This window comes from Bradyrhizobium sp. 191, from assembly GCF_023100985.1.
GTDB classification, from domain to species: domain Bacteria; phylum Pseudomonadota; class Alphaproteobacteria; order Rhizobiales; family Xanthobacteraceae; genus Bradyrhizobium; species Bradyrhizobium diversitatis.
In genome coordinates this window covers 7,323,932-7,349,802 of the sequence record NZ_CP064692.1, presented here as the reverse complement: position 1 = coordinate 7,349,802, position 25,871 = coordinate 7,323,932, and the positions used below count along the sequence as shown (strand labels likewise).

Below are 25,871 nucleotides of genomic sequence, written 5' to 3'. Positions count from 1 at the left end.
GCACAAGCCGCTGATTTTGCCTTAAATGAGCTTGATCATGCCTAGCGATCGATGCCTGCCTTTGGCCATGATCGCGTCCGACCGGCCAATGCCTGGCCCGGTCGGTCTTTGCCCCCCGCCGGGAGGATGAATGCACGGACTGCTGCCCGCGCTGAAACGCGGCTTCAAGAGATGGATCGGCTGGCGACGGCTCGGAATTGCCGCGAGCATCTTCATCATCGCCTTCGCGATCACCACGCTGGTGCGGACCCTCAAGGGCATCGATACCGGCGTCATCCTGACTGCGTTGACCGAGATTCCCCGCGGCAGTATCGGCCTGGCGGCGATCTGCGTCTTCTTCGCGTTCTGCACGCTGACCTTCTACGACTTTTTTGCGCTGCGAACGATCGGCAAGAAGCACGTGCCCTATCGCATCGCGGCGCTCTCCAGCTTCACGTCCTATTCGATCGGACACAACATCGGCGCGACGGTATTCACCGGCGGCGCGATCCGTTTCCGGATCTATTCGGACTACGGGCTCAACGCGATCGACGTCGCCAAGATCTGCTTCCTGTCGGGCCTGACCTTCTGGCTCGGTAACATCTTCGTGCTTTCGATCGGCATGGCCATCCATCCGGATGCGGCCTCCTCGATGGATCAGCTCCCCTCCTCGCTCAACCGGTTGATCGCCCTCGGCGGTCTCGCATCGATCGGCGCCTATCTGGTCTGGCTCTGCATGGGCGAGAAGCGCCGCGAGCTCGGCCAGAAAGGCTGGAAGGTGGTGCTGCCCTCCGCACCGCTGACCCTGGTGCAGATCCTGATCGGCGTCGTCGATCTCGGCTTCTGCGCCACGGCAATGTACCTCTTGATGCCGGCCAATCCGCCGATCGACTTCATGTCGCTCGCGGTCGTGTTCATCCTGGCGACCCTGATCGGCTTTGCCAGCCACGCCCCCGGCTCGATCGGCGTGTTCGATGCCGCCATGCTGGTGGCGCTGCCCCAGTTCGGCCGCGAGGAGCTTCTCGCCACGCTGCTGGTGTTCCGTATTCTCTATTTCGTGATCCCGTTCGGCCTTGCCATCTCGATCATGGGCACGCGCGAGCTCTGGATGAACGTGGTCGAGCCCTGGCAGGAGCGGCGGCGGCTGGCGGAGGCCTGCGCGCAGGCCAATCTGCCCAAGCAGGTGACACCGATGGAGCGGGAGCGGTTGCTGCGGCAGGCCAACAAGCGCTAAGGCAGCCGTCGCAGACAAAGGTTGCGGGCGGCGGAGCAATGCTCTCTTATTTCCGCCTCAACTTTGCCGTTGAAGACCCGGGCCATGATCCCTTTATCCCTTCGTACTCTCGCCGCGGGCGCTCTGCTGCTTTCCGGGCTTTTGACTGCCTTGCCGTCCGAGCGCGCCGCCGCACAGGATGCCGGCGCCATGCAGATCGATTGGGAGGTGCGTAACCGCTTCCGGCTGTTTCGCGAGGAGCGCGACTTCCTGCTCCATGTCGAGAACGCGCGCAACCGCAGCATCCTCGCCGCCGAGCAATCGCTGGAGCTGCAGAGCGAAGGCCGCGGCTGGGCCCGCAACATGGTCAACCGGCTCTGCATCGACCTCCAGGGCCGGGTCAACCAGCCCTGTACCCGCGACAACGTCAAAGAGAACTACATCACCCCGATCGACCATCCGGTGACGGTACGTCTAACCGGCGCGGTGCCGGTCGGCGCCACCTGCGCCTGGTCGTTCGACGACGGCGACGGTCCGCAACAATCGACCTTCGACTGCGCCGAGCCGATCAATCTGCGCGTCCGCTACGGCAGGCAGACGGTCGCGACCGTCGATGTCTCCGCCGGCTCCGATCCGACCCAGCGCCTCCAGACCGAGATCCGTGTCCGCGACATTTTCGTCGCCGGCCTCGGGGACAGCATCGCCTCCGGCGAGGGCAATCCGGACCGGCCGCTGGCACTCTCGGACGAAGGATTTTGCTTCCGCTCCTATCTCGGTACCGCAGGCGCACAGTACTACCGGCCGAGTCGCCACGGCTTCAAGGGCGGCCGCGCCTGCGAGGCGCCGGATACGCTCGCCAACTGGCAGCGCTACAGTGCGCTCTGGTTCAACGCGCCCTGCCACCGCTCGCTCTATAGTTACCAGGCCCGCACCGCGCTGGCGCTCGCGGTGCGCTACACCCACATCGCCGTGACCTTCCTGCCGCTCGCCTGCACCGGCGCCAGCATTGCCGACGGGCTGCTTGGCTCGCAGCGCGCCCGCGAATGCCCGCCCGGCAAGACCGGCGTCTGCAACACCAGCGTGAACGCGCAGGTCGCCGAGCTGCGCGAAGCGCTCACCGCGGCAAAGAAGCGCCAGCCCGATCGGACGCTCGATCTCGTGCTGCTTTCGGTCGGCGCCAACGACGTCTACTTCTCCGGCCTCGTCGCCGACGTCATCGTCGATACCGCGACCGAGCGGACGCTATTCCGCCGCTCCGGCGTGATGGCGAGTGTCGATGATTCCCGCGATGCGCTGACGCGTGAGCTGCCGCAAAGCTTCGTCAAGCTGCGCGAGGCGTTAAAGCCGCTCGTCGGCGGCGACCTCTCACGCGTCGTCTACGTCTCCTATGCCAATCCTGCGCTCGCCGACGGCGGCGTTCCCTGCCGCGGCGGCCGCGCCGGCTTCGACATCCATCCGTCCTTCAACGCCGATCCGCAGCGCCTCGCCCGCGTCTCCACCTTCGTCGACACCGAATTCCTGCCGCAGCTGAAAGGGCTCGCCACCTGCACCCGCGGTGCGCTGTGCCGCGATCCCGAAGCCGACCGCATGACCTTCGTCGATGCGCACCAGGCCACGTTCGCCGATCATGGCTTCTGCGCCCATTCGGGCAATGACCCCGAATTCGACCGGGCCTGCTTTGCCGAGAACGGGCAAAGCTTCAATCCGGACATTGTCAGCGCAGCGAGCCAGCCCATGCTGTGCGGCCGCGGCGCCTCGGAATATCGCGCCTACTTGCCCCGCGCGCGCTGGATCCGCGACGCCAATGACAGCTATTTCGCGGCGATGACCTATCCGCAGGGCCTGCCGGCCGCGAGCCAGCCGACCGACATTCACGACGCGACCTGGGGCGTGCTCTCCGCCGTCTACGGCGGCGCCGTGCATCCGAGCGCCGAAGGCCACGCCGCGATGGCGGACGCGGCGCTGCCGGCCGCGAGCGCCGTGCTGGGGCTCGATGCGGTGCCGCCGAACGTGACGCGGGGATTCCTGCCGCAGCTATTGCCAAGCGCACAGCAGTAGCAAAGACGACGGTATTGTAGCCCGGATGAACCAAAGCGACATCCGTGACAACTCTCTCCCCGCAGATCGCTTCGCTCATGCGGGCTACGCTGCCGCTACACCCGTCATTGCGAGCGCAGCGAAGCAATCCAGATTCTCTCCGCGGAAGGACACTGGATTGCTTCGTCGCAAGAGCTCCTCGCAATGACGAGCCCGTGACTCGCATTCTCACTCTCTCACAATCGCTCCCCCAAACCCGCCGTTCCATCGATCCAAAGACGGCATCGATCGATACTCCCTTGAACTTGGACACTTTGCCGCGCGCGCCTCTAGGACTCGCCTCGAGGAAATGTTCGAGTTCTAAGGAGGCGCATGATGAGCGCAGTGTTGTCCGCAGCGGACGTGAGGCGGTCTCGCGTCAGGCTGTTCATCGTGACCATGTTGTTCCTGGTCACCACGGTCAACTATGCTGACCGCGCCACTCTCTCGATCGCAGGCCCTGCGCTCTCCAAGGAGTTGCATCTCGATCCCGTCGCCATGGGCTGGATCTTCTCGGCCTTCGGCTGGTCCTATGTGATCGCGCAGGTCCCGGGCGGCTGGCTGCTCGACCGCTACGGCTCGCGCCTCGTATACGCCTTCAGCATCATCATCTGGTCGCTGTTCACGCTGATGCAGGGCTGGGTCGGCTTCCTCAGCGCCGGCGCGGCCGTCGTCGTGCTGTTTGCGCTACGCCTCCTCGTCGGCGTCGCGGAAGCACCGTCGTTTCCTGCCAATGCCCGCATCGTCGCGGCGTGGTTTCCCGGCAACGAGCGCGGCACCGCGTCGGCCTTCTTCAATTCGGGACAGTACTTCGCGACTGTAATCTTCGCGCCGCCGATGGGCTGGATCGCGCACGCCTATGGCTGGCGCTTCGTGTTCTTCGTGATGGGGGCGCTCGGCATCGTCATGGGTCTCGTCTGGATCAAGACCATCTATGGCCCGAAGGAGCATCCTTCGATCAACGAGGCCGAGTTCGACTACATCAGGAACGGCGGTGCGCTGGTCGATCTCGATGCGCCGAAAGAGGAACGCGCGCCTCGATCCGGCTCCGGGTGGGACCACATCCGCCAGTTGCTCTCAAACCGCATGATGCTCGGCGTCTATCTCGGCCAGTACTGCATCAACACGCTGACCTATTTCTTCCTGACCTGGTTCCCGGTCTACCTCGTCAAGGAGCGCGGGCTGTCGATCCTGCAAGCCGGTTTCGTCGCGACGCTTCCTGCGCTGTGCGGCTTCATTGGCGGCGTGCTCGGCGGCATCATCTCCGATGCGATCCTGCGCGGGACCGGCTCGCTGACCATGGCGCGAAAGATCCCGATCGTCGGCGGCATGCTGCTGTCGATGTCGATCATCGCCTGCAACTATGTCGACGGACAGGCGCTCGTGGTGGGCTTCATGGCGCTCGCCTTCTTCGGCAAGGGCATCGGCGCGCTCGGCTGGGCCGTCGTCTCCGACACGTCGCCGAAGGAGGCCGGCGGCGTCTCCGGCGGCCTGTTCAACACGTTCGGCAATCTCTCCTCGATCACCACTCCGATCGTGATCGGCTACATCCTGGCCGCGACCGGCTCGTTCAACGGCGCGCTGGTGTTCGTCGGCCTCAACGCGCTGGTGGCGGCGTTCGCCTATCTCGTCATCGTCGGCAAGATCGAGCGGGTGGTGCTCAAAGGTTCCTCCTGAGGGCTCTCACGGGAGCTTGACCAGGCAACTTGCGGCGGCTCACCAGCCGCCGTCTTTGTATTGGGGGTGATCGATGCTAGAAGTGCCGGGGAAACGCCTTATCCATCTAAGGCATGTATCGATGTTCGACCTCAACCAACTCCGCTGCTTCGTCACCGTGGCGGAGGAGCTGCATTTCGGCCGCGCCGCCGCGCGACTGAACATGACGCAGCCGCCGCTGTCCCGGCAGATCCAGGTGCTCGAACACATCATCGATGCGTCGCTGCTCGAACGCACCAGCCGCTCGGTGCGCCTCACCCCTGCCGGGCGCAGCTTCCTGCCGGAGGCGCGGCGCATCCTCAAGCTTGCGGAAAGCGCCTCGCAAGTCGCCCGCCGCATCGCGCTCGGCAAGATCGGCTCGCTCAAGATCGGCTTCACCGCGGCCGCCGCCTACGGCTTCCTGCCCGAGCTCGTCGCCGCCTGCCGCGCCAAGCTGCCCGAAGTCGATTTTTCGTTGAAGGAGATGGTGTCCGGCGACCAGTTCGAGGCGCTGACCTCCGGCCAGATCGATGCCGGCCTGCTGAGGCCGCCGATCGCGCGTCCCGAGCTTGCCAGCCGCCGCGTCGTCGCAGAGCCGCTGCTCGCGGCGATCCCGAGGAAGCATCCGCTGGCGAACGCCGACAGCATCGCCATCAAGGATTTCGACGACCAGCCCTTCGTGATGTACTCGCCCTATGAGAGCCGCTACTTCCACGACCTCCTGGTGGCGCAGTTCACCCGCGCCGACGTGCTGCCGCGCTACGTCCAGCATCTCAGCCAGATCCACTCGATCCTCGCGATGGTGCGCGCCGGCCTCGGGCTTGCCATCGTGCCGGCCGCCGCCGCGAACCTGAAGATCTCCGACGTGCGGCTGCGGCCGCTGAAGCTGCGCAGCCGCGTGCCCGTCGAACTGTTCATGGTCTGGCGGCGCGAGGACGAGAATCCGCTGCTGGCGGCGCTGGTCAAAACCGCCGGCGAATTATCCTCCGCGGAGCTGCCGGAGGATTGATGCTCAAGCCGCATCGGTCGATATAGGATTTGGCTTGGACGCGCATCGAACGGTCTCCTAAACCACGGCGCATGGACGCGCAGGCTTTGCGTCCTCCGCAACACGCACGAAGGGAGCAGCGCCCGTGAGCAAGATGACCCCGCAGGACATGGCCCGAAAGATCGGATCCGGCCTCCTGTCCTTCCCCGTCACGCCGTTCAGGGCGGACTACTCCTTCGACGAGGCGACCTACCGCGCCAACATGGACTGGCTGTGCGGCTACGACGTTGCCGGCCTGTTCGCCGCCGGCGGCACCGGCGAGTTCTTCTCACTAACGCCATCTGAGGTCCCGCAGATCGTCAAGGTCGCCGTCGAGGAGACCAAGGGGCGCGTGCCCGTGCTTGCCGGCACCGGCTACGGCACCGCGATCGCGCGCGAGATCGCCATCGGTGCGGAAAAGGCCGGCGCCGACGGCCTCCTGCTGCTGCCGCCCTATCTCACCCATTCCGAGCAGGACGGCCTCGCTGCCCATGTCGAGGCGGTCTGTGCCGCCGTGAAGATCGGCGTCATCGTCTACAACCGCGACAACGCCATCCTCCAGCCCGACACGCTTGCGCGCCTCGCCGAGCGCTGCCCGAACCTGGTCGGCTACAAGGACGGCATCGGCGACATCGAGCTGATGACCCGCGTCTACACCAGGCTCGGCGACCGCCTCACCTATATCGGCGGCCTGCCGACCGCGGAGACGTTCGCGCTGCCCTATCTCGACATGGGCGTGACGACCTATTCCTCCGCGGTGTTCAACTTCGTGCCGGAGTTCGCCACCAGCTTCTACGCCGCGGTGCGCAGGCGCGACCATGAGACCATCCATGCCGGCCTGAAGAACTTCATCCTGCCGCTGATCGCAATCCGCAACCGCAGGAAGGGCTATGCGGTCTCGATCATCAAGGCCGGAATGAAGGTGATCGGCCGCGATTCCGGCCCGGTCCGGCCGCCGCTGACCGACCTCACCGAGCAGGAGATGGCGGAGCTGACCGCACTGGTGAAGAATCTGCCCGCCATCCGATCGACACAACAGGCGGCAGAATAATCCGATAGACGGGGGAGGAGCGCGCGATGGCCCGGATCGATATCTCTGGCGCACCTGTCGTCACCGCGATGCAGGTGATCCCGGTCGCGGGCCGCGACAGCATGCTCCTCAACCTCAGCGGCGCGCATGCGCCGTTCTTCACCCGCAACATCGTCATCCTCACCGACAATTCCGGTCACACCGGCGTCGGCGAGGTGCCGGGCGGACAGAAGATATGGCAGACGCTGCAGGATGCCCGCGATCTCGTCATCGGCAAGACCGTCGGCGCGATGAACAACATCCTCGCCGACGTCCGCACCGCCTTCGCCGAGCGCGACGCCGGCGGCCGCGGCAAGCAGACCTTCGACCTGCGCGTGATGATCCACGCGGTCACGGCGATCGAATCCGCACTGCTTGATTTGCTGGGCCAGCATCTCGGCCTTCCGGTCGCAGCCCTGCTCGGCGAAGGCCAGCAGCGCAAGAGCGTCGAGACGCTCGGCTATCTGTTCTTCGTCGGCGATCGGCGCAAGTCGAAGCTCGACTATGTCGCGGGCGAGAGCGGCAAGGCGGAATGGTTCAACCTGCGCCACCAGGAGGCGCTGACGCCCGAGACCGTGGTGCGGCTCGCGGAAGCGACCCACGACCACTACGGCTTCGCCGACTTCAAGCTCAAGGGCGGCGTGCTCCGCGGCGAGCAGGAGATCGAGGCCGTCACCGCGATTGCCAAGCGCTTCCCGAACGCGCGCGTCACGCTGGACCCGAACGGCGCCTGGTCGCTGGACGAGGCCGTCAGGCTCTGCAAGGGCATGCACGGCATCCTCGCCTATGCCGAGGATCCCTGCGGCGCCGAGGCCGGCTTCTCCGGCCGCGAGATCATGGCCGAGTTCCGCCGCGCCACGGGGCTGCCGACGGCGACCAACATGATCGCCACCGATTGGCGGCAGCTCTCCCATGCGCTCCGCCTGGGCGCGGTGGACATCCCCCTCGCCGATCCCCATTTCTGGACCATGCAAGGCTCTGTGCGCGTGGCCCAGACCTGCCGCGACAACGGCCTGACCTGGGGCTCGCACTCCAACAATCACTTTGACATCTCGCTCGCCATGTTCACTCATGTCGGCGCCGCCGCCCCCGGCAAGGTCACCGCGATCGATACCCACTGGATCTGGCAGGACGGCCAGGCGCTGACGAAAGAGCCGCTCCAGATCAGGGGCGGCAAGATTGCAGTGCCCGATCGTCCCGGCCTCGGCATCGAAATCGACCGTGCCGCCATCGAGGCTGCGCATGAGCTCTACAAGAAGCATGGACTCGGCGCCCGGGATGACGCTATGGCCATGCAGGATCTGATCCCGGGCTGGACCTTCGACGACAAGCGTCCGTGCCTCGTGCGATAAGAAACGTCAGGCATGATCCCGGGAAAGTGGACACCGGTTTTCCGATAGGATCATGTCCCTTGAACATGGAGGAAAAGATGACAGCGATCCTGAAGAACTTCATCGGCGGCGAATGGGTCGACGGCTCCGGCGTCACCAGGAACATCAACCCCTCCAACACCAACGACCTCGTCGGCGAATACGCCAAGGCCGACAAGGCGCAGACCGAGAAGGCGATCGCCGCCGCGAAGGCCGCCTTCCCGGCCTGGGCGCGCTCGACCCCGCAGGAGCGCTATGACGCGCTGAACAAGATTTCGCTCGAAATTCTATCCCGCAAGGAAGAGCTCGGCCGCCTGCTCGCCCGCGAGGAAGGCAAGACCTTGCCGGAAGGCATCGGCGAGGTCGCCCGCGCCGGCCAGATCTTCGCGTTCTTCGCCGGTGAAGCGCTGCGGCTGATCGGCGAGAAGGGCGCCTCCGTGCGTCCCGGCCTCGACGTCGAGCTCACCCGCGAGCCGGTCGGCGTCGTCGGCATGATCACGCCCTGGAATTTTCCGATCGCGATTCCCGCCTGGAAGATCGCGCCGGCGCTCTGCTACGGCAACACCGTCGTGTTCAAGCCTGCCGAGCTGGTGCCTGGCTCTGGACATGCGCTCGCCGAGATCATCACCCGTTCCGGGATTCCGGCCGGCGTGTTCAACCTCGTGGTCGGCTCCGGCTCCGTGGTCGGCCAGACGCTGCTCGAGCATTCCGACGTCGCCGCGATCTCCTTCACCGGCTCGGTGCAAACGGGGCGCAAGATCGCGCAGGCCTGCGTGCTGTCGAACCCCATGAAGAAATTCCAGCTCGAGATGGGCGGCAAGAATCCGCTGGTCGTGCTCGACGACGCCGACCTCAAGACCGCCGTCGAGGTCGCCGTCAACGGCGCCTATTTCTCCACCGGCCAGCGCTGCACGGCCTCCTCCCGCCTGATCGTCACCGACGGCATCCACGACCGCTTCGTTGCGGCGATGGCCGAGCGGCTGAAGGGCCTGTCGGTGGACGACGCGCTCAAGGCCGGCGTGCATATCGGCCCCGTCGTCGACCAGAGCCAGCTCGACCAGGACCTGCGCTACATCAAGATCGGCCAGGACGAGGGCGCCAAGCTCGCCTTCGGCGGCGAGCTGCTCAAGCGCGAGAACCCCGGTCACTATCTGCAGCCGGCGCTGTTCACCGAAGCCAGCAACAACATGCGCATCGCGCGTGAGGAGATTTTCGGCCCCGTCGCCGCCGTCATCCGCGCCAAGAACTACGAGGAGGCGCTGGCGATCTCCAACGACACCGAGTTCGGCCTCGCCTCCGGCATCTGCACCACCAGCCTGAAATACGCTTCGCACTACAAGCGCAACAGCGAGTCCGGCATGGTGATGGTCAATCTGCCGACCGCCGGCGTCGACTATCACGTGCCGTTCGGCGGCCGCAAGGGTTCGAGCTACGGCGCCCGCGAGCAGGGCTCCTATGCCCGCGAGTTCTACACGACGGTGAAGACGGCCTATACGTTCCCGGGCTGAGATATCGTAGGGTGGGTTAGCGCAGCGTAACCCACCTCTTCTGCTTCCGCGGACACAGATATTGGTGGGTTACGCTGCGCTAACCCACCCTACAAATCCGGAGTCCTTGCATGGACCAGGACGTCGCAGCGAAAGAGAAGCCCCGCTACATCAAGCTCAACGAGCGCGACAATGTCGCGATCGTGGTCAATGATTTCGGGCTTCCCGCCGGCTCCCGCTTCGCCAGCGGACTGACGCTGCGCGCCTTCGTGCCGCAAGGGCACAAGACGGCGCTGGTCGACATCGCGCAAGGCGCGCCAATCATCCGCTATGGCGAGATCATCGGCTACGCGCTGTCGCCGATCCTCGCCGGCGAATGGGTGGACGAGGCACGCATCCGCATGCCGGAGGCTCCTGCCCTCGACAAGCTCGAGATCTCCACCGCCGTCCCCGCGCCGTTGCCGCCGCTCGAAGGTTTCACCTTCGAGGGTTATCGCAATCCGGACGGCTCGGTCGGCACCAAGAACATCCTTGGCATCTCCTCCTCCGTGCAATGCGTCAAGGGCACGATGGAATATGCGGTCAAGCGCATCCGCGCCGAACTGCTGCCGATGTATCCGAACGTCGACGACGTCGTGCCGCTGACCCATGCCTATGGCTGCGGCGTCGCCATCAATGCGCCCGACGCGGTGGTGCCGATCCGCACCCTGCAGAACCTCGCGCTCAATCCGAATTTCGGCGGCGAGATCCTGGTCGTCGGCCTCGGCTGCGAGAAGCTGGCGCCGGAACGGCTGGTGCCGGAGGGCGTGGGCGATGCCATCGTGCGCATGCAGGACGAAGCCTTCGACGGCTTCGGCGCCATCGTCGATGCGATCATGACCCAGGCCGAGGCCCGGCTGAAGGTGCTCAACGCCCGCAAGCGCGAGACCTGCCCGGCCTCCGATCTCGTCATCGGCCTGCAATGCGGCGGCAGCGACGCCTTCTCCGGCGTCACCGCGAATCCCGCCGTCGGCTTCGCCGCCGACCTCCTGGTGCGCGCCGGCGCCACCGTGATGTTCTCGGAAGTCACCGAGGTGCGTGACGCCATCCAGTTGCTTACCCGGCGCGCGATCAACGAGGATGTCGGCCGCGCGCTGGTGCGCGAGATGGCCTGGTACGATTCCTATCTCGCCCGCGGCGGCGCCGACCGCAGCGCCAACACCACGCCGGGCAACAAGAAGGGCGGCCTCGCCAACATCGTCGAGAAATCACTGGGCTCGATCGTGAAGTCCGGCTCGAGCGCGATCACCGGCGTGCTCTCGCCCGGCGAGAAGGCGACGCAGAAGGGCATGCTGTTCGCGGCAACGCCCGCCTCCGACTTCATCTGCGGCACGCTGCAGCTCGCGTCGGGCATGACGCTGCAAGTGTTCACCACCGGCCGCGGCACGCCCTATGGCCTCGCGGCTGCGCCCGTGATCAAGGTCGCGACGCGCAGCGAGCTCGCGCGGCGCTGGAAGGACCTGATCGACTTCGATTCAGGCAGCATCGCCACCGGAGAGAAGACCATCGAGGAATGCGGCTGGGACCTGTTCCGCCTGATCCTCGATGTCGCCTCCGGCCGCACCAAGCCGTGGTCGGACCGCTGGGGCATCCACAACGATCTTACGCTGTTCAATCCGGCGCCGGTGACCTGAGGCCCCTCACTGACCATCGATCAGGTGCATGTCGCCCAGAGTGACGGGCAGGCTGCGCGTGATGAGATCCGCGATCGCTGCGCGCAACCGTTCTCCTGAAGCCGGACCGCCAAACGTCTCGTCGACCGGTCCGCTCGGGCCGGCAATCCGCACGGTCCCGGTATTGTCGAGCGGCGCAGCCGCCCGCTTCTCGATCACGTCGAACGTCTTGCCGTCGATGACGCGAACTTCGTACAGCGCGTGGATCAGGCCGTAATCGGCCAGCAGCGTCCGGTATTCGGCGAGCCCGACGCCCTCGACGTTGCGTCCATTGCCGAGCTTCGATCTCGCCCGGGTGATGACGATGTACGCGTCCAACCCCTGCGGCGCGATATCGCTGCGAACCAATTCCTTGAACGGATCGCCGCGCAGGAGGTTGACGGGCGCAACCGCCGAATCCCTGACGGCAACGAAGGCGGCGCGCCTGTAATTCACCGGCTGCACGCGAAAGCGTCCGCTCAAGAGCCGCGTCACCTGCTGAACGATCAGCTCGTCCAGCCCCCACGCGCTGATCGAAGCGCTTTGCGCGACGTTGCCGAGCCCGGTCAGGCCGGCTCGCGTGAGGCTCATTTCCTCGCCGATCGCCGAGACGATGCCCACGGTCTTGATCGCCTGGATGCGGCTGGCGCGCGTCTCGAACGCCGCGGCGGCGCCGAGTGCGACGCAGGCTGCAGCGAGGCCAATCCATAGAAATGCAGTGCGGCGCATGGCGGCTCATCGAATCCTGAAATCGAACGAGTAGGATGCTCCGAGGCCGACCGTCGTCTGGTTCGACGATCCCCGCAGCTTCACCAGCGGACTGTCCGCGACGTCGCCGAGCAGCTTCTCGTATTCGACATAGGCGTGGACCTCCCACTGCGGATTGATGCGATAGGAGATCTGGCTGCCGAAGCCGACAGAATGCGCGCCGCCTCTGGCATCGTAGACCGGCAACCCCGATGCCAGGGCTTGCGTGGCGTCGACGCCGAAATAGGGCGCGGTCGCGTTGGTGCTCTTCCAGGTGAAGCGGGGACCGGCCGAGATCGTCAGCCGTTGGATGAGCGGGACGATGACGTCGGCCGAGACGTCGGCCACGGTGCCGGTATGGCCGCCGAAGCCTTGGCGCAGCTCGCTGCGCAGGCGCAGCCAGTCGACCGGATAATATTCGACGAAACCGCCGAGCTCGTAGGCGGCGTCGACATTGCCGAGGCCGGTCAGCTCGGAATATTTGTCGCTCTTGCGCGAGGAGACGTATTTGAACGCAGGCCCGGCGCGAAAATTGCCGACGTCGAGTAGCGCAATGCTGGCGCTGTCGCGCGGACCGCGAAACTGGTCGATCGATCCGGCGCGGCGGATCGTGAAGATCGGGATCGGAAGAAACTTGCTGTTTTTCGATCCGACGAAGTCAGGCGTGTATTCGCCGCCGATGCCGACCATGACGGTCCAGTTTCCGGACGGTGAAGGCAGCATCGGCAGTTCGAACGGTGGTGCTGGCAGCGTGAACGCGCTCTGCGCCGATACAGATTGCGCAGTCGTCAAGATCGCACCGAGCGCGGCGAGACAGGCAGTCGTCCGCCGCGCGGTCGCCGTGAGGCGGAGAGCGGCTTCTTCGAAAAACATCATTGCGGGGCCCCCGGACCGGCCTTGCGGGCCTGGTCGACTCGTGTGGTTCAGAGCCACAGCATGTGGTCCGGCAAAATTGCCCCAAGATTGCAAGGCGAGAGCCGTCGTCCGAGACGTCGCGCGCCAGGCGCCGCCGGATCAACATTGCCCGAACATTGCCGCGCCGCAGCCGCGCCCTCAAATCTTGACGGGCGGTGCCTGCGAACTCTCCCGTTCCTGCCTTTTATTCGCCAAGCTCGCTACCCTAATGGAACCCTAGCGCACGAGCCGAAACGCCAGGCGTCGGCCAGGGAGCGTCACGGTCAGGGTTTTGTTGCCCCAGCAGAGTCAAGGACGACCCGCGTGCGTTCCCTCGTGATCGAAGACGAACCGCAGATCGGCGCCTATATCAGCCGGCTGCTCGGGCAACTGCACGGTATCGTCGACATCGTCGGCTCGATTGCGGAGGCCAGCCAGGCGCTGGAGAACTTCAAATATGACCTCGCGATCGTCGACCGGATGCTGCCCGACGGAGATGCACTCCAGGTGGTCACGGCACTGAGCCGGTTGGCTGAACGGCCCGCGATCATCATGCTCACGTCCAAGGACACGAAGGAGGACGTCGTCGACGGCCTCAACGGCGGCGCCGACGACTACCTCGGCAAGCCGTTCGAGCCTCAGGAGCTGATTGCGCGCGTGCGCGCCGTGTTGCGACGGCCCCGGCTGCTCGCGCCCTCCGTGCTCTCGCTCGGCAATGTCGAGCTGCATCTCGGCAGCAACGAAGTCGTGGTCGCCGACAGGAAGATCCTGCTGCGGCGGCGCGAGGCACTGATCCTCGCCGCCCTCCTGATGCGCCGCGACCGCGTCATCACCCGCGCCGCGCTGATCGAGGAGATCTACGGTTTCGACGACGAGATCGAGTCCAACACGCTCGAAGCGCAGGTCTCGCGCCTGAGGAAGAAGCTGGCCGCATTCGGCGGCGACGTCGAGATCCGCAGCATGCGAGGCATCGGGTACATCCTGCGGCTGGCGACACCGCGATGAGATCGATCGCCCGGACGTTTGCATTCTCGCTCGGCATCGCCGCCACGGCGATCTTTCTGATCATGGTCGCGATCTTCGTCTCGAGGTACCCGCTGGAGGAACGCGAATTCAGGGCTTGCCGGGTCGTGGCCGCCGTTCTCGATCGCGCCACTGATATCGATGGGCAAAACCTGACGGTTCGTCCGACTCCCGCGCTCGAGGAATTGAAGGCGGACAGCCCGAACCTCTGGTACGTCGTGTCGGTGGGCGATCTCGTCAGCGAGTACGGCAGCGAGCACCGGCCACCGCTTCCGTTCGCGTTCCCCTATCGCGGGCCCGTCGGCCTGTCGGTCTTCAGCACCCCCGACCAGAACAACACGTTTTGTCTCGCCGTTGCGCAACGGGGCTCCTTGCGGCTCACGACGATGGTCGGCGAGCCTCAGGTCCGCTTCGGGCGAATGGCCGGGAACTTCCTCGTCAACAGGATTTTTTCGATCATGCTGGTGGCGCTGGCCTTTGCGGCGACCGTCGCCATCGGTTCAGCGCTTGCTGCACGTTTCGTCTCGCGCGGCATCGAACGGGTCGCGCACCGCGCGCTCGCGATCGATCCCTCGGCCCCGCAAGGTTTGATATCGCTGTCCGAAGTCCCCTCCGAGTTGAAGCCCCTGGTCGAGGCGCTGAACCGCGCCTTCGGCGAGATCGACGCCTATATCCGGATGCAGCGCCGCTTTCTCGGCAATGCAGCCCATCAGCTCCGCACGCCACTGACGCTGCTGCGCGCCAAGATCGACGACGTGCCCGATCCGGCCCTGAAGGCCGAGCTGGTGCGCGACGTCCGCCGCCTGACCTCGTTGGTCTCGGCCATGCTTGACCTCGCGCGCCTGCAAAATCACGCGATCGCGAAGCGGCCGATCGATCTTGCCCGGATCACGCTGGATGTGCTGGCCGATTTCAGCCCCTCGGCGCTCGACGCCGGCATCGAACTTGCGCTGGAGCAGGACGGGAAAGGTCCATTCATGGTGCAGGGCGTGGACGCTGCGGTCCGCAGCGCGCTTGCCAATCTCGTCGGCAACGCGCTCATCCATGCCCATGGCGCGCGGCGCATCGTCGCCACGCTCGGCCGCGACCGTATCTCGATTCACGATGACGGCGCAGGCCTGCCCGATGGCGCCCAACACGGGCTGACCGAGCCATTTCAGACCGGCAGCGCCGCGAGTGATGGCGCGGGGCTTGGCCTGTCGATCGTCCGTGAGATCATGGCTGCCCATGGCGGCGAGTTGATCATCTCTTCCGCGCCCGGCCGCGGCACGACGATGAGCCTGCGCTTTCCCGCAGCCACCGCTCCGGTCAAATCTCCGCAGCTTGACCTGCAAGAACATTGAGCTGGTTGTCGTCGTTCCGGGACGCACGACGTGCGAACTCTGGTGCGCGCGCACCTGAGAATCTCGCGCAAACCCCGCGATTCCGGGTTCGACGCTGCCGCGCCGCCCCGGAACGACATCGAAGATTGATGGCGGCTACGTCATGCTGCCCGGCATGAAGCAGCGCACGCGCGGATGACCGTCGACATAGTGCTTCCAGACCATGGTGCGGCCGAACTTGTTCGGCACGGTGATCACGGCACCGTCGGGCACCACGACCCATTCGTCGTCGATCCGCACGCGGTAGCGGCCGCGATCCGACTCCCAATCGACGTCGGCAATGACGTAGCCGTCGGCATCCGAGCAGCACTGCCCGAATTCGCTGTGCAGACTCTCGAACCAGGGTTTTAGCGGCGAGTTGGCGTAGCGGCCGTCGTCGCGCGCCAGCGCCGAAGCCGCGAGCAGCGTCGTCAACCCCAGCAGCGTGGCCACACCTGATATGGCAGGTCTCATGTCGTCTCCGCGGTCGAAGTGATCGCCGCGAGGCAAACGCTGCCGTCCACCCTCCGCGTGGCGCGCGACGGGCGTGGAGACGGCGCGACTCGCTCCCCCAGCAGCTTTGCCGACAGCTATGCAAATCCGGCGCCAGCGCGCATTCCGGGGAACTACTGGAGCAAAGCCGGCACACGGTCGCCATTCGGCGAACGTGGCCGCGCAGACCGTCGCCCATGCGGGAAATGACCGGGCGTCGAAGCTACCGCCGATCAGGCAGCGCAGTGCTTTGCGGGCCTTACTGCTTCGGTGCCGGCGCCATCATGCCGCCGCCCTTCTTCGTCGCGGGCGCCGACGGCTTCGCTGCGGCGGCTTGCGCAGGCAGATACTTCGCGACGATGGCGGGATCGATCTGGGCGATGTTGGCGTCAGGCAGACGCGTCCAGGTCTCGTCCTTGCCGAGCAGCGCGATGCCGAGATAGCCGCGCAGCGTCAGGGTCTGGCCGTCGGGACTGATCCGCATGTTGGCCTTCCAGATCTGGCCGTCGCGCGGATTGAGCACGTTGCCGCCTTCGTACTTCAATCCTTCACGCTTCATGTTGCGGACGAAGGAGATGCCGAGCACCCGGGCGTTCTTGCGATCGTCGGTGCATTTGCTGCAGACCTCGTTCGGGTCGTCGGTCGGCCGCGGAAAGGTCTTGGCGATCACGCCTTCGAAGACGCCGTTGTGGTCGATGAAGAGGAACCATCCGACCGTCCTGCCGTCTTCCACCTTCTGCCAGAGGCCTGCCGCCGTGGGCTCGGCGCTCTGCGCCGCACACGGGCTCACCGTCGCGAGCGACAATGCCAGCGCGAGAAAGGAGAGCAGCCGAAAGCTGGAAAAAATCCGCATTAGATCACCTTGCTATTCCACGACCGGAATGGCCGCAGACTACGGCGATTTCGCGAACGGTTCCAGCACCAGAAACATGGGGCACCGCCTCCCCGCTGCGTTCCCTCAGTTGACACCGAGCTTCTTTTGCAGGCTGGAGGACGACGTCGTGTACTGGAACACGAGCCGCTTCTCCGGATAGACGTAGCGATGGGCTTTTTGCGACATCAGCGCGCCCTCGTGGAAGCCGCACAGGATCAACTTGAGCTTGCCCGGATAGGTGTTGATGTCGCCGATGGCGAAGATGCCTGATACGTTGGTCTCGAACGCGGAGGTCTCGACCGGCACCAGATTGTTCTCCAGCGCAATGCCCCAGTTCGCGACCGGGCCGAGCTTCATAGTCAGCCCGAAGAACGGCAGCATGGTATCGCAGGCGATTTCGCTCACGCTGTTGTCATTGCCCTTGATGGTCGCGCCGGTGAGCTTGCCGTCAGCGCCGGAGAGCGCGGTGACTTGGCCGAGCCGCAGATCCATCTTGCCGCCGGCAACCAGCGCGCGCATCTGCTCGACGCTGTGGGGTGCGGCGCGAAATTCGTCGCGTCGGTGCAACAGCGTGATGCGCTTGGCCAAGGGATGCAAGTTGAGCGTCCAGTCGAGCGCTGAATCGCCGCCGCCGACGATCAGCACGTTCTTGTCGCGGAACGTCTCCATCTTGCGCACGGCGTAATGGACTGAAGTGCCTTCATAGGCCTCGATGCCCGGCACCGGCGGACGCTTGGGCTGGAACGAGCCGCCGCCGGCCGCGATCACCACCACCTTGCATTCGAACACCTTGCCGGCATCGGTGGTGCAGCGGAAGGCGGGATCGCCGATCTTCTCCACGGTCTCGACCATCTCGCCGAGATGGAAGGTCGGGTGAAACGGCTTGATCTGCTCCATCAGCGCGTCGGTGAGTCCCTGCCCGGAGACATGCGGAATGCCGGGAATGTCGTAGATCGGCTTTTCCGGATAGAGCTCGGCACACTGGCCGCCGACCTTGTCGAGGATGTCGACAAAATGCGTCTTCATGTCGAGAAGGCCGAGCTCGAAGGCGGCGAACAGACCGCAAGGGCCGGCGCCAATAATCAGCACATCGGTTTTGATTACGTCGCTCATGTCGTCTCTTTTTTGGTCGTTATCGGTTGGACGGCGCCCGTCGGGCAGAGGTGACCCTGCCTGTCTAGCCAACGGGAATGGAACAGGGAAGGCATAAAAGCGGGAGCGCCCCGCAGCCGCGCCCACTTGCCGGGCCAAAATAACTGGGTTGTAACGAGGTTGGATATGACGGAGATCAATCGGTGAACGCACCCGCCCGCCTCGAATTGACGCCGCGCCTTGAGGACTTTCCGTTTCGCCTCAGCGACAACGTCCGCTTCGGCGATCTCGATCCCAACCAGCACGTCAACAATGCGGTCTACGCCACCTATTTCGAGACCGGCCGTGTCACGCTGATGAAGCTTCCCGAATACGGGCTGACCCCGCCGGGCCTCGCCTGGATCATGGTCCGGCTCGACATGCATTTTCGCGCCGAGTTGCACTGGCCCAATACGATCGAGCTTGGCCTTGGCGTGGTGAAGCTTGGACGGACGTCCGTGACCTTCGAACAGGTCGTGTTCTCGAACGGGACGTGCATTGCGTCAGCGACGTCGGTCGGCGTCCTGCTCGACGAGGCCACGCGGCGACCCGCGCCACTGACCGCAGAGGTGATCGAGAAGCTCAGACCCTGGCACAAGCGCGGCATCGAGGTCGCGGCACCGCGCAGTTGATATAGCGAGGGACGATCAGGCCTGACGTTCCGGCGTCGCCACCACGAGACCGTCGAGCTCGTCGGAAACCTTGATCTGGCAGGACAGGCGCGAATTCGGGCGCACGTCAAAGCCGAAGTCGAGCATGTCCTCTTCCATCGGCGTCGGGCTGCCGACCTTCTCGCGCCAGGCTTCGTCGACATAGACATGGCAGGTCGCGCAGGCGCAGGCCCCGCCGCATTCGGCCTCGATACCGGGAATGCTGTTGCGGATCGCGGCTTCCATCACGGTCGCGCCGTTCTCGATTTCTACCGTGCGGGTTTCGCCCTTGTGGTCGACAAAGTGAATCTTGGCCATGTGTGCTCGTACTGCCGCGGTGCTGGGAATGAAGGAGGTCCGGGCTGTCCTATAACGGGTCGGTTAGCCCGGCGCCATAGCGTTTTGATGCGAAGAATGAATCCCGCTTTGCGGGAAGAAAACGCGTCAAAACAAAAGACTAGGGGCCCGTCTCTGACCGTATCGGCTTACGGCTTCAGGATCGCCTCGATTGCGGCGCGGGCCTCGGTCACCGCCTCTTTCAGAGCGGCGAAGGCGTGGGACCGGCCATGGTCGGTCCGGATCGCACACTCCAGGCTGGCTGCGGCATCGGCCACCGCAAAGGCGCCTATCCCGCGCGCCGAACCTTTGAGCTTGTGCGCGAGCGCGCCGGCGTCGGCCGGACTCGCAGCCATCGCCGCGAGCAGGCGGCCCGCCTGCTCGGCGAACATCGCCAGCACTTCTCGCTCCAGTGCAATGTCGCCGAGCGTCATCCGGGAGAGGTGATCGAGGTCGAGCGGACTGTCGATCGGTGCAAGCGGGGGCGAAGGCATCCAGTCCATCCGTTGCAGTTCAGGCGTCATGGCGCAGGCCCCTGCATCGCGCGGCGGCCGCCGGTCCGGCGGTCAGGTTCCCCTCAGCCAAGCACGAAAATGGTTAACGAAATGTTCGAGCCGTTTGACGCAGATCCGCCCGCTTGTTGACGGAAAGTTGCCGCAATCTGCCGAGTTCGGTGGGGAATTGCATTTATTGCTAAGGCGTTAGGGCGCGATCCTGTTAACGATGATTAAGATTGTCTTAATCGCGGGCATTTCATTCGCGACGCTCTGCCAATAGGATGTTGCGGAAATTGGCGGACAAGCCGTCCGGGTGGGGACGGCTCGGAGATCCGCGCAAGCGGCATGATCCGGTCTGTGGGCTTGCGCCGAGCGCAGGGCTCGCGGGGGGACGCGTACAAGTAACGAGGGCTCGGACTGAACATGGCGAACACTCCGAAAAAGGTCAAAGACCCCACAGAAGTTGCGCTTTCTGCGATCCAGGAAGCCCTGAACATCAGTGACACGGCTGCCGATACCAGCCGCAACGCCACCGCGCGCAACGAAGCGGCGCCCCCGGTGCCGCCCGCGCCGCCGATCTTCGACGAGCCGAGCTTCGAGCCGCGACCGGCCGCCAATGAGCGGGCGACAGTGTTCGATACGGTCGAGGAGCCGCTCTCATCGCGCCGCGCCGCGAATGACGACCGCGAGACCATCGGCCAGCTGCTCCAGGCGCTTCAGAAGGGCCGCCCTGCCCGCAGCGTCTATACCTTCGCCACCATCTTCGCCGCCGTCTGGCTCGCCGCCTGCGCCGCGTTGACCGTCGGCTTCCTGCCCTCGATCCAGGCCGCCCTGGGCCAGAGCAGTGGCGTTCTCGTCATCGCAGGCCTGATCGCGATGGTCTTCGCGCCGATCATGCTGTTCTACTTCCTCGCCAGCCTCGTCTGGCGCGGTCAGGAAATGCGCATGATCGCGCAGGCGATGGCGCAGGTCGCAATCCGCTTCTCCGAGCCCGAAGGCTCGGCCTCCGATTCCATGGTCACGGTCGGCCAGGCCATCCGCCGCGAGGTCGCGGCGATGGGCGACGGCATCGAGCGCGCGATTGCGCGCGCCGGCGAGCTCGAGACGCTGGTCGCCAACGAGGTCGCCGCGCTGGAGCGCGCCTATAGCGACAACGAGGTGCGCATCCGCGCCCTGCTCCAGGACATCGCGCATCAGCGCGACAATCTGGTCGGCCAGGCCGAGCAGGTCCGCAGCGCCATCTCCGGCGTGCAGATCGACCTGCGCCACGACATCGCGCTGATCTCGGATGCGATCGCCTCCCGCGTCGACGAGGTTGCCAAGTCCATCACCGGCGCGCTCGAAGAGCGCGGTGCCCACATCACCAGTGCCTTGAGCAATGCCGGCGACAACATGATCCTGGCGCTCGGCGAGCGCGGCGGCGACCTGCTCGACCGCCTCGAGGAAGCCAGCAACGAGACCACGCGCGCCGTGCTCGACGCCAGCGAGCGGCTGACCACCAGCCTCAACTTCAAGACCGGCCACGTCCACGACGAGTTCGTCGATCTCGCCGACCGCGTCCACGAGATGTTGAACGAACGCATCGACCGCATCACCGGCGAGTTCGAGCAGCGTTCCGCCGCGATCGTCGACGGCATCTCCGAGCGCACCGAGCAGGTGCACGATTCCCTGAAGAACTCGTCGGACTCGCTGCTGCTCGAGCTCGAGCTGCGCTCCAACGACATCTCCGCCAAGATCGACGACGCCGGCAACCGGCTCGCCAGCCACATCATGACGAGCGGCGACAAGGCGAGCGAGGCGCTCGACGCCACCGTCAACACGCTGGTCGCCAAGGTCGTCAGCCAGACCGAGACCGCGCACGATTCGCTGTCGCTGCAGATGAGCGCCTTCGACGAGCTGGTGAGGAACCAGGGCACCGAGCTGGTCGAGAAGTTCGCTCGCGACTCCGGCACGCTGGGCGCGCTGATCACGCGCCACATCTCCGAGTTCGATCGGACCGTGAAGACCTTCGGCGGCGAGATTGTCGAGCGCATGGGCCAGCGCACGCAGGACATCGCCGAGACGCTGAAGACCTATGTCGACAATTTCGATACCCGCTTCACGGCGAACGGCGGCGAGATCACGGCGGTGCTCGACCAGCGCCTCGTGCAATTCGAGACCACGGTCGGCGAGCGCGTCAGCAATCTCGACACCTCGCTGAACGGCAAGATCGCCAGCCTCGACGGCACGATCGAGGGCCACATCAGGACCTTCGACGAGCAGCTCGTGGGCCGGGTCGCCGCGCTCGAACAGTCGTTCGACAGCCGCGCGAAGTCCATGACCGAAACCATCGACGGACGCATCAACACGCTGGCGACGTCGCTGACCGACGGTGCCGCGCAGGCGATCCAGTCGATCGACAGCCGCCTCACCTACCTCACGACCTCGCTGACCGACGGCGCATCCCAGACCATCCAGTCGATCGACACGCGGCTGACGCATCTCACGACGACGCTCACCGGCGGCGCGACGCAGGCGCTCGAATCCATCGATTCCCGCCTCACCTACCTGACCACCGCCGTGACCAACGGCGCCTCGCAGGCGGTGCAGTCGATCGACACGCGCCTGACGCTGCTGAGCTCGACGCTCACGGACGGCACCGCGCAGGCGATCGAGGCGGTCGACCGCCGCATCACCGGCGTCACCGAGATCATCGACGGACGCAGCACGCATTTGACCGACACGGTCACGGCGCGCTTCCAGGAGATCCATCAGGCCATCGAGACCAAGGTCGGCTCGGTCGCCAGCGACATCGACGTGCGCGTGGCGCAGTTCGAGGACCTGCTCGGCTCGCGCGTCGAGGCCGTCGCCGGCCGCATCGAGAGCAGTGGACGCCAGGCCAGCGAGGACATGATGTCCCGCGCCGAGATGATCTCGACCGCGATCCGCTCGCATGTCGAGGACGCCGAACGCTCGCTCACCAACCTCGTCGTCAACACCAGCGAGACGATCCAGACCGGCGCGCGCACCGCTCAGCAGTCGCTGCTGACGGTCTCCTCCGACGTCAATGCCCAGCTCAGGATGACCTCGGCCGAGGTCGAGCAGGCGCTGACCGCGGTCGGCACCGGTGCGGCGAACTCGATCCTGACCAGCGCCCGCGAAGCGCAGTCGACGCTGGTCGCGGCATCGGGCGATGCCTCCAACCAGATCAAGGGGCTCGCGACCGACGTCGAACGCACGCTGTCGGCAGCAGGCGCTGCCACCGCAGCCTCGATCCTGGCCGGCGCCCGCGAGGTGCAGACCACCCTCGTCACCGCTTCCTCGGACGCGGCCAACCAGGTCAAGACTCTCACCGCCGACGTGCAGCGTTCGCTCACCATGGCCGGCACCACCACGGCGGAATCGATCACCGCCGGCGCCCGCGATGCGCAGAGCGCGCTGGTCGCGGCTTCGACCGAGACCGCCAACCAGATCAAGGCGCTGTCCTCGGACGTGCAGCGCTCGCTGACGATGGCGGGCACCTCCACCGCCGAGACCATCATGAGCGGCGCCCGCGAGGCCCAGAACACGCTGGTCACGGCATCCTCGGATGCGGCGAGCCAGGTCAAGTCGCTCGCGGCCGAAATGCATCGTTCGCTCTCGCAGGTCGGCCAGTCGACCGCCGAGACGATCACCACCAGCGCCCGTGACGCCCAGAGCACTCTTCTTGCTGTCTCCGCAGAACAAACCAGCCAGGTCCGTTCGCTCGCGGCCGAGATGCAGCGCGCGCTGGCGACCGCCGGCGGCGCCACCATCGAGGCGCTCACCAGCGGCGTTCGCGAGGCCCAGGGCTCACTGATCTCCGCCTCGAGCGATGCGGCGAGCCAGATCAAGTCGCTGACGACGGACATCGAGCGCACGCTGACCGCGGTCGGCGCCGACACCGCCTCGACCATCCTCAGCAGCGCGCGTGAGGCGCAGATCTCGCTGACCTCGACCTCGGCCGACGCCGCGAGCCAGATCCGCACGATCTCGACCGAGATCGAGCGCACGCTGAGCGCGGCGGCCGCCAACGCGACCAACGACATCCAGACCAGCGCGCTCAACGCCCAGAACGCGCTGATCTCGGCCTCCAACGAGGCGAGCTCGCGGGTCAAGTCGAGCTCGGCCGACGTCGAGCGCTCCGTGCTCGCCGCCAGCAGCAGCTTCGGCCAGGCCATGACCGGCAAGACCGACGAGATCGTCACCTATGTGCAGCAGCAGGCCGACCGCCTGTCGAACATGATCGACGCCAAGCGCGGCGCGCTGGTCGACGCGATCGGCTCCAAGACCAGCCAGCTCACGCTCGACATCGACCGCGTCACCTCCGATGCGCTGAAGTCGATCGAGACGCGCGGCCAGGCCTTCTCGCAGACCATGATGGGCAACGGCTCGGAAGTCGCCCGCACCATTAACGCGGCGAGCGAGATCGCCACCAGCGCGGTCGGCAAGTCGCTCAAGGACCTCGAGCAGGCCTCGCGTTCCGCGATCGACCAGTCGCGCCAGGTCTCGATCGCGGCGGTCACCGAGATGCAGGAGACCAGCAAGATCCTGCGCACCGACACGGTGGCGCTGTTCGAGCGTCTGCGCGAAGGCAACATCCTGCTCCAGGAGGTGCTGACCGGTGCGCACGACAACCTCAACTCGCTCGAGCGGGCGCTGGTGACGCGCGTCGCCGACTTCGTCTCGGCGATGAACGACGTCACCTCGCGCAATGGCGCGGCGACGCAGAACCTGGAAGAGCAGCTCAACGTCTTCAATAGCAAGACCACGAAGGCGCTGCAGGATCTCGGCGAGCTGTCGATCCAGTTCGACAAGCACGGCCAGGCGCTGGTCGAGGCCGCGCAGGTGGTCGAGCAGAGCAACAAGAACACCACCGCCTCGCTCGCCGAACGCAAGCAGGCGCTGGAATCGCTCGTCACCACGATCGACCTGCGCACGGCCGATCTCGACCAGCGGCTGTCGCGCTTCACCGGACTGCTCGATGAATCCCTTGCGGCCGCCGAAGAGCGCGCTCGCGACATCGCCCGCGTGGTCGCCGAGACCGCCGGCGCAGGCTCGGCCGCGATCACCCGCCAGTTCGAGGCGGTGCGCGCGGCCTCCGAGGAGGAGCACCGCCAGACCATCGAGGCGATGCACGACATCTACCGCCAGACCACGGACGAGGCGGATGCGATGTTCAAGCAGTCGACCGAGAAGTTCACCAACCTCGTCTCCAGCATGAAGCAGATGGCCTTCGAGATGCACAACGAGCTCGAAGCCACCCGCAACGAGCTGCGCCGCGGCGTGCTCGAGATGCCGCAGGAGGCTGCAGAGAGCACCGCGCAGATGCGCAAGGTGATCGTCGACCAGATCGAGGCCCTCGCCGAGCTCAACCGCATCGTGGCCCAGCATGGCCGCGGCCTCGACGTCACCACCGCGGGCCGCGCTTCTGTCGCCGTCCAGCGTCAGGAAGAGCCGATGATGGCGGCTGTCGGCGGCCGAGCGACCGAGACGCGCATGCGCGACACCGGCAGCGCCTCGACGCTGCCGCCGCCGGACCTCGGCATGCCGGCTCCCTCGCGCCGCACTGAAGCGCCGCCGGTTGCACCTTCCAGCACCGACCAGGGCCGCGACGGCTGGCTGTCGGACCTGCTGAGCCGCACGGACGCCAACCAGGGCGCTCCGACCGGCCGTGAGCCCGCCCGCGGCCGCGCGGCACCCGCGCCGCTGCCGCAGGCCCCGCAGGGTGGCGGCAATCCGCTGGAATCGCTGTCGCTCGACATCGGCCGGCTGATGGACCGCAACCTCGCCGCCGAAATGTGGGACCGCTACCAGCGCGGCGAGAACAAGGCCTTCACCAAGCGTCTCTACACGCCCGCCGGCCAGAAGGCGTTCGACGAGGTCGCCCGCAAGTACCGCGCCGACCGCAACTTCAAGGGCACGGTCGACCGCTACGTCGCCGAGTTCGAGCGCCTGCTCGACGAAGTCGCCCGCGACGGCCGCGGCCCGCAAGAGCTGCGCGGCCACCTGACCTCGGAGACGGGGCTGGTGTACACGCTGCTCGCGCATGCGGCGGGCCGGCTGGGGTAAAGCGGAAGCTCGCGAATCGCGAATAGCGAATGAAAACGGAGGCCGTGAGGCCTCCTTTTTTTGTTTGGGACACTCTCACGCGGAGCGCGAGCACACTCTCTCCAAACCGTCATTGCGAGGAGCTCTTGCGACGAAGCAATCCAGTCTGCCTCTGCGGAGACAACCTGGATTGCTTCGCTTCGCTAGGAAG

Annotated in this window: 19 protein-coding genes; 12 read left to right on the top strand and 7 right to left on the bottom strand. The window is 65.8% G+C overall.

The annotated features are described in order from the left end of the window. Positions 1-130 precede the first annotated feature (130 nt). From IVB23_RS34400 to garD, 8 genes are all read left to right on the top strand, one after another. Complete coding sequence (locus tag IVB23_RS34400) at positions 131-1,213, top strand: YbhN family protein (RefSeq protein WP_197966857.1); 1,083 nt, start codon at positions 131-133, stop codon at positions 1,211-1,213. A gap of 84 nt (positions 1,214-1,297) precedes the next feature. Beyond that, entirely contained in the window at positions 1,298-3,250 is a 1,953-nt protein-coding gene (locus tag IVB23_RS34395; RefSeq protein WP_061881976.1) for a hypothetical protein, read from the top strand. Positions 3,251-3,604: 354 nt separating this feature from the next. Then, a complete protein-coding gene (locus IVB23_RS34390) occupies positions 3,605-4,945 on the top strand; it encodes an MFS transporter (protein WP_247801484.1) in 1,341 nt (446 codons plus the stop codon). 121 nt (positions 4,946-5,066) lie between these two features. Beyond that, on the top strand, positions 5,067-5,972 hold the full coding sequence (locus IVB23_RS34385; RefSeq protein ID WP_061881977.1) for a LysR substrate-binding domain-containing protein: 906 nt from the start codon (positions 5,067-5,069) through the stop codon (positions 5,970-5,972). Positions 5,973-6,096: 124 nt separating this feature from the next. Next, on the top strand, positions 6,097-7,041 hold the full coding sequence (gene kdgD, locus IVB23_RS34380) for a 5-dehydro-4-deoxyglucarate dehydratase (protein ID WP_197966858.1): 945 nt from the start codon (positions 6,097-6,099) through the stop codon (positions 7,039-7,041). 26 nt (positions 7,042-7,067) lie between these two features. Next, the gene (gene gudD, locus IVB23_RS34375; protein ID WP_197966859.1) at positions 7,068-8,411 is read left to right on the top strand and encodes a glucarate dehydratase; all 1,344 of its coding nucleotides are present in this window, start codon (positions 7,068-7,070) and stop codon (positions 8,409-8,411) included. Positions 8,412-8,488: 77 nt separating this feature from the next. Continuing rightward, positions 8,489-9,937 carry an aldehyde dehydrogenase family protein gene (locus IVB23_RS34370; protein WP_061881982.1) on the top strand — a complete coding sequence of 483 codons (1,449 nt, stop codon included), beginning with the start codon at positions 8,489-8,491 and terminating at the stop codon, positions 9,935-9,937. Positions 9,938-10,047: 110 nt separating this feature from the next. Beyond that, positions 10,048-11,589, top strand: coding sequence for a galactarate dehydratase (gene garD / locus IVB23_RS34365; RefSeq protein ID WP_197966861.1), 1,542 nt, complete (start codon positions 10,048-10,050; stop codon positions 11,587-11,589). Between the two features lie 6 nt (positions 11,590-11,595). Here garD and IVB23_RS34360 read toward each other — a convergent pair whose 3' ends face one another. Both IVB23_RS34360 and IVB23_RS34355 read right to left on the bottom strand, forming a co-directional pair. Next, positions 11,596-12,336 (bottom strand): hypothetical protein, encoded by a 741-nt coding sequence (locus tag IVB23_RS34360; RefSeq protein WP_247801483.1) that lies wholly within the window; start codon positions 12,334-12,336, stop codon positions 11,596-11,598. Positions 12,337-12,342: 6 nt separating this feature from the next. Then, entirely contained in the window at positions 12,343-13,230 is an 888-nt protein-coding gene (locus IVB23_RS34355; protein WP_061878904.1) for a MipA/OmpV family protein, read from the bottom strand. Between the two features lie 342 nt (positions 13,231-13,572). Between IVB23_RS34355 and IVB23_RS34350 the strand changes: the two genes are divergently transcribed. Both IVB23_RS34350 and IVB23_RS34345 read left to right on the top strand, forming a co-directional pair. Then, complete coding sequence (locus IVB23_RS34350) at positions 13,573-14,253, top strand: response regulator transcription factor (RefSeq protein WP_061878903.1); 681 nt, start codon at positions 13,573-13,575, stop codon at positions 14,251-14,253. Continuing rightward, a complete protein-coding gene (locus IVB23_RS34345; RefSeq protein ID WP_197966865.1) occupies positions 14,250-15,614 on the top strand; it encodes a HAMP domain-containing sensor histidine kinase in 1,365 nt (454 codons plus the stop codon). The genes IVB23_RS34350 and IVB23_RS34345 overlap by 4 nt, the downstream gene beginning before the upstream one ends. A 135-nt stretch (positions 15,615-15,749) precedes the next feature. Here IVB23_RS34345 and IVB23_RS34340 read toward each other — a convergent pair whose 3' ends face one another. The 3 genes from IVB23_RS34340 to IVB23_RS34330 all read right to left on the bottom strand — a co-directional run bounded on the left by IVB23_RS34340 (position 15,750) and on the right by IVB23_RS34330 (position 18,111). Then, positions 15,750-16,106 (bottom strand): hypothetical protein, encoded by a 357-nt coding sequence (locus IVB23_RS34340; protein WP_247801482.1) that lies wholly within the window; start codon positions 16,104-16,106, stop codon positions 15,750-15,752. A 277-nt stretch (positions 16,107-16,383) separates the two neighbouring features. Further along, complete coding sequence (locus IVB23_RS34335) at positions 16,384-16,977, bottom strand: DUF2147 domain-containing protein (RefSeq protein WP_061878900.1); 594 nt, start codon at positions 16,975-16,977, stop codon at positions 16,384-16,386. A 105-nt stretch (positions 16,978-17,082) separates the two neighbouring features. Then, complete coding sequence (locus IVB23_RS34330; RefSeq protein WP_197966867.1) at positions 17,083-18,111, bottom strand: NAD(P)/FAD-dependent oxidoreductase; 1,029 nt, start codon at positions 18,109-18,111, stop codon at positions 17,083-17,085. Between the two features lie 182 nt (positions 18,112-18,293). Between IVB23_RS34330 and IVB23_RS34325 the strand changes: the two genes are divergently transcribed. Then, entirely contained in the window at positions 18,294-18,761 is a 468-nt protein-coding gene (locus IVB23_RS34325; RefSeq protein WP_247801481.1) for a thioesterase family protein, read from the top strand. A gap of 15 nt (positions 18,762-18,776) precedes the next feature. Here the strand turns inward: IVB23_RS34325 and IVB23_RS34320 are convergent, their stop codons facing one another. Further along, the gene (locus IVB23_RS34320) at positions 18,777-19,097 is read right to left on the bottom strand and encodes a 2Fe-2S iron-sulfur cluster-binding protein (RefSeq protein ID WP_008143731.1); all 321 of its coding nucleotides are present in this window, start codon (positions 19,095-19,097) and stop codon (positions 18,777-18,779) included. Between the two features lie 167 nt (positions 19,098-19,264). Continuing rightward, a complete protein-coding gene (locus tag IVB23_RS34315; RefSeq protein ID WP_247801480.1) occupies positions 19,265-19,639 on the bottom strand; it encodes an Hpt domain-containing protein in 375 nt (124 codons plus the stop codon). Between the two features lie 396 nt (positions 19,640-20,035). On the opposite strand from IVB23_RS34315, the gene IVB23_RS34310 reads away from it, so the two are divergent. Beyond that, the gene (locus IVB23_RS34310) at positions 20,036-25,681 is read left to right on the top strand and encodes a negative regulator of septation ring formation (RefSeq protein WP_247801479.1); all 5,646 of its coding nucleotides are present in this window, start codon (positions 20,036-20,038) and stop codon (positions 25,679-25,681) included. The last annotated feature ends 190 nt before the right edge of the window (positions 25,682-25,871 follow it).

Excerpts from the sequence above, each read along its gene's own strand:
- IVB23_RS34330 (WP_197966867.1), bottom strand. The coding sequence starts at position 18,111 with ATGAGCGACGTAATCAAAACCGATGTGCTGATTATTGGCGCCGGCCCT.
- IVB23_RS34400 (WP_197966857.1), top strand. The coding sequence starts at position 131 with ATGCACGGACTGCTGCCCGCGCTGAAACGCGGCTTCAAGAGATGGATC.
- gudD (WP_197966859.1), top strand. The coding sequence starts at position 7,068 with ATGGCCCGGATCGATATCTCTGGCGCACCTGTCGTCACCGCGATGCAG.
- IVB23_RS34360 (WP_247801483.1), bottom strand. The coding sequence starts at position 12,336 with ATGCGCCGCACTGCATTTCTATGGATTGGCCTCGCTGCAGCCTGCGTC.
- IVB23_RS34335 (WP_061878900.1), bottom strand. The coding sequence starts at position 16,977 with ATGCGGATTTTTTCCAGCTTTCGGCTGCTCTCCTTTCTCGCGCTGGCA.
- IVB23_RS34370 (WP_061881982.1), top strand. The coding sequence starts at position 8,489 with ATGACAGCGATCCTGAAGAACTTCATCGGCGGCGAATGGGTCGACGGC.
- IVB23_RS34385 (WP_061881977.1), top strand. The coding sequence starts at position 5,067 with ATGTTCGACCTCAACCAACTCCGCTGCTTCGTCACCGTGGCGGAGGAG.
- IVB23_RS34340 (WP_247801482.1), bottom strand. The coding sequence starts at position 16,106 with ATGAGACCTGCCATATCAGGTGTGGCCACGCTGCTGGGGTTGACGACG.
- IVB23_RS34320 (WP_008143731.1), bottom strand. The coding sequence starts at position 19,097 with ATGGCCAAGATTCACTTTGTCGACCACAAGGGCGAAACCCGCACGGTA.
- IVB23_RS34315 (WP_247801480.1), bottom strand. The coding sequence starts at position 19,639 with ATGACGCCTGAACTGCAACGGATGGACTGGATGCCTTCGCCCCCGCTT.
- garD (WP_197966861.1), top strand. The coding sequence starts at position 10,048 with ATGGACCAGGACGTCGCAGCGAAAGAGAAGCCCCGCTACATCAAGCTC.
- IVB23_RS34390 (WP_247801484.1), top strand. The coding sequence starts at position 3,605 with ATGAGCGCAGTGTTGTCCGCAGCGGACGTGAGGCGGTCTCGCGTCAGG.
- IVB23_RS34310 (WP_247801479.1), top strand. The coding sequence starts at position 20,036 with ATGGCGAACACTCCGAAAAAGGTCAAAGACCCCACAGAAGTTGCGCTT.
- IVB23_RS34395 (WP_061881976.1), top strand. The coding sequence starts at position 1,298 with ATGATCCCTTTATCCCTTCGTACTCTCGCCGCGGGCGCTCTGCTGCTT.
- IVB23_RS34345 (WP_197966865.1), top strand. The coding sequence starts at position 14,250 with ATGAGATCGATCGCCCGGACGTTTGCATTCTCGCTCGGCATCGCCGCC.
- IVB23_RS34355 (WP_061878904.1), bottom strand. The coding sequence starts at position 13,230 with ATGATGTTTTTCGAAGAAGCCGCTCTCCGCCTCACGGCGACCGCGCGG.